The following is an 8,517-nucleotide window of genomic DNA, read 5'->3' on the forward strand; positions in this document are numbered from 1 at the left end:
CCGGGGCATCCGGTAGCGTTGGGGCGGCGGCGCGGATGGTGATCGTCATCTGGTTCCTCCCAGCGGGGCACCGTGTGCGGCCATGAACGGTGCCGGATCCCGCGAGTTCGCGTTGGCCAGTTGGCAGCGCTGGCCACTGGGGCAGTCGACGCCCTCATGGACCTCGAAATGCAGATGGGGTCCGGAGGAGTGGCCGGAGGTCCCGACGAGCCCGATCCGTTGCCCGGCTTGAACCTGCTGACCGACGTGGACGTCTGGGCGACGGACCATGTGGCAGTAGCGGGTTGCGATCCCTGAGCCATTGTTGATGTCCACGTACCAGCCGCACCCGGGCGTGGACGGGCTTCCGTCGATGTCGCAGTTGCCGGTGTGGCGGTCGCAGTCGGCATAGCTGACCGTCCCTGCCGCTGCGGCGACGATCACATCGTTGCGTTTCGCTTCAAGGTCGTCGCCAGCATGGAGTTTGCGGTCTTTGCCTTCGCCGCGCGGCCCATACGGAGACACGATCTTGCCGGGAACGGGCTGGACCCAGCCCGAGGCGGACGGTGTGCCGGGTGCGGCGCTGCCGTCGCAGTTGGCCAGGGACGCGCCGGGCAGTTCGTCGATGGTGGCGGCGCCGGTGACTTCGGCGACGACGCGTTCAGCGTCCTGCTCGTATTTGGCGTACGCGTTTGGGTAGGCGCTGCGTTGCACGGCCTGGGCGGCTTCGGTGAGCGGCAGCTGCTCCCAGCCTTTGACGGTGAGCAGTTTGCGGTAGAACGCGGTGGCCGCGTAGGCGGGGTCGCGCAGCTGCTCGGGGGTGCCCCAGCCTTGGCTCGGGCGTTGCTGGAACAGGCCGACCGAGTCGCGGTCGCCGCCGGGCGTGTTGGTCAGCGACGACTCCTGCATCGCGGTGGCCACGGCGATGACCCAGCCGCGGGCCGGCACGTTGAGCTGCTGGCCGGTGCCGACGATGATCGCGGCGTTGCGAACTTGTGGGTCGACTCGCCATGGTCCGACGTCGTGGAGCCCGTCGGTGTGGACCGTGACGCCGCCGGTGAGTGTGGGGGCGCAGGCGCTGGCTTGGGTGACGCCGAGGAAGACGACGAGGCCGCAGCAGCCGCAGACGACGAGGACGACTGCGGTGATGATGGCGGTCCATTTCATGGCGTCGCCCCGGTGGGGTGTTCGGGCGGTTGGACGTCGGTGACCAGCCAGCGGCCGTCGTAGCGCACGCAGGTGATGGTGATGGGCCCGGCGTCCGTGCCGACGTTGGCGACGACCGAGGCGGTGGTGGCGCTGGTGACGGTCGGTGGGCCGGTGATGCGGGTGGCGGGCACCATGGCCGGGTCGACGGTGGCGAGCCGGGCCGCGTAGGCGGGCGCGGCGAGCCCGGCGACGCCGGTGTACCAATGCTGCTGGTCGAGGTCGGGCCGGGCCCAGGCGGTGGCGAACGCAGCGATGACGTCGAGTGCTGCCGGGTCCGGTGCCGCCGCGGTGTCGGGCTGCGCGCCGTCATCGCTGTCGTCGCCGTCGTCGGCGTCCACAGATGGGTGCGTGCCCGCAGTGGTGGTCGTGGCGGTGGCCGGTGCCGTCTGGTTGGGGGCTGGGCGGTTGGTGCAGGCGGTGAGGGCGGCGGCGATGACCGCCAGCAATATGCCGGCGGTCACCACGGTCCGCCCGGGGCGGAGGGTCATGCGGCTTCGTCCTCGGGTGGGGGCGGTGGCCAACCGCCTTGGGCGTCGTTGAGGACCTGGCCGAGCGCGCGTAGCGCGGTGTGCAGGTCGGTCAGGCGCTGGCCGCGGGCGCCGGCCGGGGCCCGGCGGCTGCGGTGCAGCAGCTGGTGCAGCCGGTCCAGACCCGCCTCGACCTGGTCGAGGGTCTGCAGGTATTGGATGCGGTCGACGACCCCCGGGTCGGGCAGGTCGCCGGCCACGCCGGTTGGGCGGCGGGCCGGTGCAGCAGCCTCGATGGTGGCGGTCACCGGTCGTCCAGGTCGGGGTCGTAGTTGCCGTCGACGCGGCCGTCGGCGTCGGCGTCGAGTTCTTCGTCGCGTCGGCGGCGCTCGTCGTCGAGTTCCTGCTCGTCGTAGTCGGGGTCGGTCACCTGGTCTCCTCCTTGTTCGGTTTGGCGTTGCTGGAAGTCGGCGCGGAGGTCTCGGATGTCGTCGACCGTTTCCTGCAGGGCGTCGACGACGTCGTCCCAGTCGGCGCGGGACGTGATCGGGGCCGGCTGGCTCATCGGTCTGCACCGCCTCCCGCCGTGCGGTCGGAGACTCCGGGCCCGGCCGGAGCGACGGGGATCGGCCGGCCGGCGAGGTCGGTTTCGACCGTGTCGAGGGCGGTGTCGCGCCACCCGTCGGGCCAGGTCAGGTCGGTGGCGGGTGGGGTGTGGGTGCCGTTACGGCACCGGTTGACGTCCCACCCGCGCAGCCGCTGCCGGGTGCGGGCGAACGCTTCAAGCCAGCGCAGCGGCGCTTCCGGGTGGGCGCGGCTGTCGTAGGCGGCATGCCACGCGGCGGCGAGCGCGGTGAGCTCCTCGACCATCGGCGGGTGCGCGGGCCAGCACGACGGCAGGTCAGCGGCGAGACTGAACCGGCGGTTGAGCCAGCTCACCCAGTCGATGAGCCACAGCCACAGCGCGGTGGCGCCGGGCCGGTCCAGCTCCGCCCACCGCAGCTGGGTCGGCGCCCCGGACGGCGCCGCGTCACGCTGCCGCTGTTCCCGGACCTCCTGGCTGAGGGCGAGGTGGGCTTCGGCGAGGTCGGCGAGCATGCCGCGCACCTCGGCCAGGCCGGCGCCGAGCAGGGCGACGGCCTGCAGGTCCGGCGGCGCGTCGTCGGGGACCTCGAACGCGAACGGCTCGCCGGTCACGACCGGCCCCCGCTCTCGGCGGGGCCGGCGGTGGCGAGCGTGCGCCGGAACCCGGCCTGGTCTTCACGGAGCGCCGGTGCGTCGTCGCGTTCGTACCAGGCCGGGATCGTGAGCTCGACCGGTGACAGGTTGCCGATCAGGGCGACCGCCCGGCCGGCCGGCAGCGTGCGCAGCTCGGCGAGGTCGAGGACGTTTTCACGGCGGACCTGCTCGCAGACGCTGGCGCGGCCGCCGCCCCAGTTGTGTGACGACGACACCTCCCGGACCTGCCCGGCCAGGGCTTGGGCGTCGCGGAGCGCGGCCACGTCGGCGGACCCGCCCAGGTGCAGGATGCAGTTGGCGGACGCCTCGATCGCGGCCCCGCCGGCGCGGCCCCAGCGGTCGTGGAGCTGGTGGCGGTTCTGGCAGAGGACGTCGACGACGACGCCGGACCCGCCGGCCTCGGACATCAGTGACGGCAGCGAGGTGAGTGGTGCGACGTTGCTGATCTCGTCGCCGATGTAGTACAGCGCCGGTTCAAGGCGGCCGCCGGGGCTGAGGAAGGCTTGTTCGCGGGCGCGGTGGAGGAGGTCTTCGGAGATCGCGGCGAGGAGCGGGGCGACGCTGGCTTGGGCGTCGCGGGTGCCGACGAGGTAGAGGGTGCCCTGCTCGGCCAGCCACGCCGCCGCGTCGAACTGCTCCCCGCGTGGGGGTGAGACGGCGGCGAGGACGCGGGGGTCGGAGACGGTGTCGAGCGCCCCCGACACCACGGCCTGGATGCTTTCCCGCCCCCGGCCCGACGATTCGCGGTGCAGGGCGAGGCGGTCGGCCCAGGCGTGCACGCCGTGGTGGCGCAGGATCTGCTCGGCCCGCGGGTTGCTCGGTGTCTGTGCCCAGGACAGGACGTCGGTCGTGGTGGCGTGCTCGTCGATGGCGGCGGCGTGCAGCAGCGCCCGGATGAGCATCGCGGCCTGCTGCCGGAAGTACTCCCCGTTCTCCACCCCTGTGGACAGCCCGGCGCCGGCGGCGAACCCGTTGGCGCGGATCCAGGCGACGGTCGGGTCCTCGGCGCCGTCGATCGGCGACCACCGCAGCCGTGGGATGCCCGGCACGGTGCCGCGGGGCTCGAACACGAACGTCGGACCGAGCGCGCTGCGGCGGTGGTAGGTGATTTCGGCGGCTTCGAGGCGGGTGCCGGTGGTGATGACGGCGCCGCGGGCGTCGAGGATCGCCGGGATCACGATCCGGGAGGTCTTGCCGGAGAAGCGGGGCACGCCGGCGGCGAGCCGGGAGTATTCGTTGGCCAGGTACAGCCGCTGTCCGGTGAGGGTGTCGACGCCGAGGAACCGGCCGGTCTCGAGCGGGTCGGCGCGGCGCGCGGCCTTGGTATCAGCCTCGGCGGGAGTGTCGCGGTCGGTGACGGTCAGGCCGGGCCGGACGATGTCGGTGCGGGCCCGGACCGCGTCGGCGGACAGCAGCCCGTCCACGTCGCGGCGGCGGGCGAAGCCTTTCCGCCGCGCGTATCGGCGGATCACCTGTGCCCCGGCGGTGACGGCGGCGCCGACGTGGGCGGCGAACAGCGTGCCCCACAGCAGGTAGAGCAGCCACGCCGGCGGCAGCGCCGGGCGGGCCGGGGCGGGCCAGGCGGCGGCTGGATCGCCGAGGTGACCAGGCAGCCGCAGCAAGATCCCGACCGGGCCGGCCGCGGGCCAGGTGCCGTGGGTGAGGAATCCGCCGAGCTGCCCGGCCAGCCACAGCGTCCACCCGGCCAGCACCGCGACAGCAGCGATGCCGGCGAGGAGCCCGCCGCGGGTCCACAGGTCGGCGCGAGTCCAGCCGCGCTGCGGCACCTGGTGCCCTGGCGAGGACAGCGACGGCCGGGGCATCACGACACCCCGATCGGTGCGTGCGCCGGCCGAGCCTCGCCCCTGCCGGACGTGTGCCGCGGCGTTCGGTCTCGGCGGCCTGGCGAGGCATCCGCGTCCTCACCCGAGCCGGGGTCGGTGTCGGGGAGGTCGTCGATGCCGGGCACGACGTCCATCCGACTGTCGGTGGCGACCATGGCCCGTTCGGCGCTGGACAGCTGGTGTTTGACCACGAACGGTTTGGTGCCGATCCGCCACAGGCCGACGCCTTGCCGCAGGTAGCGCAGCAGGTCGGTCTCGACGTCGGTCGTGGCCAGGAACTCGCGTGCCTGCTCCAGCGAGCCGGCGGCCTGCCGGTAGGAGATCCGGACACCGGTGTCCTCGACCAGGCCGCGGGCGATGCGGACCTGCTCGGAGTCCGCCGCCCCGGACGCGGCAAGGTCGGAGAAGCGGTGGAAGGCCAAAACGTTGGCCACACCGAGGGCCCGGGCGAGCTTGAGCTGCTCGCGCATCCGCCGCACGAGCGGCAAATGGCGGGCGACGAGCGCGAACTCGTCGTAGATGCACATCCTCGGCGGGGCGTCGGGGCGGGACAGCTCGGCCTCCAGCCACGCCTGGGCACAGCTCATCGCCATCGCGGTCATCTGGTCCGAGGTACGGATCGCCCGCAGATCCAGGACCGCACCCGGCTGCGCGAAGTCCAGACGGGTCCCCGCCCCGGAGCCGGCGCCGTCGAACAGGCCGCCGAGCGCGCCGGTGACGAGGCGTTGTAGGGCGAGGCGGACCCGGCGTGAGTCGGTGACGAACTGCTCCAGGGGGTAGCTGAGCCCGGCCAGGTGGTGCTGCCACAGGTCGGGGTTGCCCATCGCCGCCAGGACGGTGGACAGGGTGGGGGTGGCCTGCCGGTCGGGGTCGACGCCGGTGTCGGCGCCGGTGACCGCGTCGACGGCGTAGCCGATGAGTGCCCGTTCGGCCTCGTGCAGCGGCCCGCCGAGCTGGATCTCGAGGAGACCCTCCAGGAGCAGCAGGCGGCGGGTGCGCTGGATCTGCAGCCACTGCTCGACCGGCATGCCGGGGTCGCGGCGGATCCCTGCGAGGGGGTTCATGATGACGCCGAGGCCGGGGCCGATCCGAACCGGTCGGACGCCGGTGAGCTGGGCGAGGCCGTCGTACTCGCCTTTGACGTCGACGATGTAGAACCGGGTGCCGAACGGCACCCCGCGGGCGGCGAGGCATTTCAACAGGCTCGACTTCGCCGAGCCGATCTCCCCGGTGACGACCACGTTCGGGGAGGTGATCATCCGCGCCCGGTACAGCTCGTGCACGGAGAACGTGAACGCCGCCCGGCTGAACACCTCGAGACCCACGAGCGGCCCGTCGACCGGCAGCCCCGGATCGGCCACGAACGGATAGACCGAGCAGAGCTGCGCGCTGGTCGTGACGAGCGGCGGCAGCCGCAGCGGCCAACCCACCCGTCCCGCGGCCCGGCCGTAACCGCCTCGCCGGTCGGCCCGGGGCGGGTCGAGCAGCTTCGCCTCCGCCCGGCCGATCGCCGCCCGCTCCCGCTGCAGGGCGCGCTCGGCAGCGGCGAGGTCCCGTGCCTGGGCATGGGCCGTGACCTGCTCGCGCAGCCCGGTCTCCCGCCGCAGCCGCACGCGATCCGTCCGGCGGGTCATGCCGACCACCAGCCGCGGATCGGGGCGAGGCCACGGCCGAGCGGCAATGCCCCGGCGACGAAGGCTTGGTCCTGCTCGCCGTACAACGTGACGGCTTCGCAGCCGGCCCGGGCCAGAATCCGCTTCACCGTGCGGGTGTCCTGTTCGAGGGCGTCCATCGTCGCGGCGGTGACGGTCACGAGCAGGGCGTAGCGGTAGCGGGTGTGCCCGGCCGCCTGCTCGCGGTCGATCTGCGCGACTGAGCGGGCCTCCTCCTGCTCCCGCGCCGTGCGGACGAGCCGGAGCTTGCGTTTGGTGAGCTCGTCCCCGGCCCGAGCGACCTGCTCCCGGCGGGCGGCTAGGTTGGCGAGGGCGGCGGGGATCGGCTGGGCGACGAGGGTGACGGTGCGCCGGCCGGTGACTCTGGTGTAGAGGCCGGTGAGCCAGGTCGCGCCGACGAGGGTGCGGGGCATCTCGGCCACCCACAGGGTGCGGGAGTAGCCGGAGTCGTGCCGCAGCGCACTCCAGCCGACCGTCTCCGTCGCGGCCGGGCCAGCCAGGCGTGGCGCCACCCCGGCCGGGACCCCGCCAGCGGTACCGCGCAGATCGAGCTCGGCCTGGTCGGCCGGATCCCACTGGCTGCGCAGCACCGCGGCGTAGCCGCGGGGGCTCAGCCATCCGCCGGTCGCCACGCCGGCCTCGGTCACGGTGGCCTCGATCCCGGCGAGCTTGTCCAGCACCACCGCGGCGATCGCGGCGTCGCCGCCGCCGGCGTCCGCGATCTCGGCGGACATGCGGGTGATGTCGAACACGACCGCGAGGAACGTCTCGTGTCGTTGCGCCGACGGCCCGGCCGCGGCGGTGAGCTCGGCCAGGGACTGGTAGGCGGCGCTGGTGGTGTCGATCGCCCGGTCGGCCAGGTACCGCTGGGCGCGGTTGCCGGTGTCCGGCACCGCGCGGGTGGTCAGCGCCCACCGAACGAGGCCGAGGTCGGCGTACTCGGAACCGAGGATGTTGAGGACCTGGGCCCAGTCGACGAGTCGCTGCTCCTGCACCGCGCTGTCGGCGAGCAGGTAGTTGGAGCCGTGGCACAGCAGGGCGGCGGTGACGGTCCGTTCCCGCGCGTGGGCGAGGAGCCCGATGTGGGTGGTGCCGTCGGCGGCGACGGCGGGCAGCCATCGGTACCCGGCGGCCGGGCCGGGCAGGTCGAGGTGCTCGGCGACACTTCCTGGGGCGAAGACCATGCCGCGGTAGCGGTCCTGGCGGCCGGCCCGCTGGACGAGGGCGCCGCCGATCACCGGCAGCCATTCGGTGACGCGTCGCCCGCGCAGCCGCAGCAGCCCGAGCACCGACAGCACCGCCGCGACCACGAACAACCCGGCCGCCGTCCAGGGGTGGCCGGTGACCAGGACGTTGACGCCGGTGACCGTGCACAGCACGCCCGAGGCGACCATGACGATCTGCGACCAGGTGAAGCCCATGACGGCGCCGCGGCTGCTGCGCGGCGGGAAGGAGAACTGCATCGGCACCTCCAGGTGACGGTCACGTCGGCGGGCAGACAATGGGGCTGGCTCAGACGGGCACGATCGGGATGTCGGCCGCGCCCGCAGCGGCACCGCCCGCGCCGCCGCCGCTCGCGCCGGGTGAGGCGGGCGGACTGCCCGGCCCGCCGCCAGATGGCGGTTCGCCGCCGGGGGCCGGCTGGTCGGTGGTGCCGTCCGGCGCAGCGGAGCTGTGCTCGCCGGTCCCGGACAGGTCCGGCGGCTGTAGCGGCTCGGCCGGCTGGTGGTGCTGCTCGGCGCTGGCAGCGGCCTGCAGCGGATCGGCATCGCTAGACGTCGTGCCGGCGGCGCCGCTGCCGTGGCCTGCACCCGCGCCGGTCGGGTCCGCGCCGCCCGATGGTGCCGGCCCGTCGCCGGTCTGCCCAGTGCTCGTCCCTGGCTGGCCGGTGGGCGACGCACCGCTCGACGTGAGGGTGGTCGCCGCGTTGACGTCGGCCTTCGCCTGCTGCGTGTGCTGCTGCACGCCGGCGGCTTCCTCGGCGTTCGGGTGGTCCGCCGCGCCGCCGGTCGCGCCGCCGGTCGCGCCGCCGGTCGCGCCGCCGGTCGCGCCGCCGGTCGCGCCGCCGGTCGCGCCGCCGGTCGCGCCGCCGGTCGCGCCGCCGGG

Annotated in this window: 8 protein-coding genes and 1 pseudogene; all 9 read right to left on the bottom strand. The window is 74.0% G+C overall.

Annotation, left to right across the window (positions count from 1 at the left end):
• Nucleotides 1–45: 45 nt before the first annotated feature.
• Nucleotides 46–1,146, bottom strand: a complete 1,101-nt coding sequence (locus ACGFI8_RS29625; RefSeq protein ID WP_392809878.1) for a peptidoglycan DD-metalloendopeptidase family protein — start codon at nucleotides 1,144–1,146, stop codon at nucleotides 46–48.
• On the bottom strand, nucleotides 1,143–1,676 hold the full coding sequence (locus tag ACGFI8_RS29630) for a hypothetical protein (protein ID WP_392809880.1): 534 nt from the start codon (nucleotides 1,674–1,676) through the stop codon (nucleotides 1,143–1,145). Before ACGFI8_RS29630 ends, ACGFI8_RS29625 begins: the two co-directional genes overlap by 4 nt.
• On the bottom strand, nucleotides 1,673–1,963 hold the full coding sequence (locus tag ACGFI8_RS29635; RefSeq protein WP_392809881.1) for a hypothetical protein: 291 nt from the start codon (nucleotides 1,961–1,963) through the stop codon (nucleotides 1,673–1,675). Before ACGFI8_RS29635 ends, ACGFI8_RS29630 begins: the two co-directional genes overlap by 4 nt.
• Nucleotides 1,960–2,220, bottom strand: coding sequence for a hypothetical protein (locus ACGFI8_RS29640; RefSeq protein ID WP_392809883.1), 261 nt, complete (start codon nucleotides 2,218–2,220; stop codon nucleotides 1,960–1,962). Before ACGFI8_RS29640 ends, ACGFI8_RS29635 begins: the two co-directional genes overlap by 4 nt.
• Nucleotides 2,217–2,852, bottom strand: a complete 636-nt coding sequence (locus ACGFI8_RS29645) for a hypothetical protein (protein ID WP_392809885.1) — start codon at nucleotides 2,850–2,852, stop codon at nucleotides 2,217–2,219. Before ACGFI8_RS29645 ends, ACGFI8_RS29640 begins: the two co-directional genes overlap by 4 nt.
• Nucleotides 2,849–4,717: a type IV secretory system conjugative DNA transfer family protein gene (locus ACGFI8_RS29650; RefSeq protein WP_392809886.1), complete on the bottom strand. Its 1,869-nt coding sequence runs from the start codon at nucleotides 4,715–4,717 to the stop codon at nucleotides 2,849–2,851. The genes ACGFI8_RS29645 and ACGFI8_RS29650 overlap by 4 nt, the downstream gene beginning before the upstream one ends.
• On the bottom strand, nucleotides 4,717–6,372 hold the full coding sequence (locus tag ACGFI8_RS29655; RefSeq protein ID WP_392809887.1) for a hypothetical protein: 1,656 nt from the start codon (nucleotides 6,370–6,372) through the stop codon (nucleotides 4,717–4,719). The genes ACGFI8_RS29650 and ACGFI8_RS29655 overlap by 1 nt, the downstream gene beginning before the upstream one ends.
• Nucleotides 6,369–7,874: an SCO6880 family protein gene (locus tag ACGFI8_RS29660; protein WP_392809888.1), complete on the bottom strand. Its 1,506-nt coding sequence runs from the start codon at nucleotides 7,872–7,874 to the stop codon at nucleotides 6,369–6,371. Before ACGFI8_RS29660 ends, ACGFI8_RS29655 begins: the two co-directional genes overlap by 4 nt.
• Before the next feature lie 49 nt (nucleotides 7,875–7,923).
• Nucleotides 7,924–8,517: pseudogene (locus ACGFI8_RS29665) on the bottom strand (hypothetical protein); the annotation flags it as partial.

The sequence above is a fragment of the Dactylosporangium sp. NPDC048998 genome, from assembly GCF_043197855.1.
GTDB lineage: Bacteria > Actinomycetota > Actinomycetes > Mycobacteriales > Micromonosporaceae > Dactylosporangium.